Origin of the sequence: Micromonospora sp. DT178, assembly GCF_049841695.1 — a bacterium.
Lineage (GTDB): Bacteria > Actinomycetota > Actinomycetes > Mycobacteriales > Micromonosporaceae > Micromonospora.
In genome coordinates this window covers 1-335 of the sequence record NZ_JBNCKV010000068.1, presented here as the reverse complement: position 1 = coordinate 335, position 335 = coordinate 1, and the positions used below count along the sequence as shown (strand labels likewise).

The window sequence follows — 335 nt, the reverse complement described above, 5'->3', positions numbered from 1 at the left end:
GCGGCGCAGGCGTTGCGGTCGGGTGAGTGTTCGATGGCCCTGGCCGGTGGTGTGACGGTGATGGCCACTCCGGGAGCGTTCGTGGAGTTTTCCCGGCAGGGCGGGTTGGCCGCTGACGGGCGGTGTAAACCGTTCGCGGACGCGGCCGACGGCACGGGTTGGGGTGAGGGTGTCGGGGTTCTGGTGTTGGAGCGGTTGTCGGATGCCCGCCGGCGGGGGCATCAGGTGTTGGCGGTGCTGCGGGGCAGCGCGGTCAATCAGGACGGCGCTTCCAACGGGTTGAGCGCCCCGAACGGGCCGTCGCAGCAGCGGGTGATCCGTCAGGCCCTGGCCAA

At 70.7% G+C, this 335-nt stretch carries 1 protein-coding gene; it reads left to right on the top strand.

The genetic code is table 11. From position 1 onward, the window contains the following. A partial coding sequence (locus tag ACLQ22_RS31985; RefSeq protein ID WP_425695600.1) for a beta-ketoacyl synthase N-terminal-like domain-containing protein occupies positions 1-335 on the top strand: 335 nt, incomplete at both ends.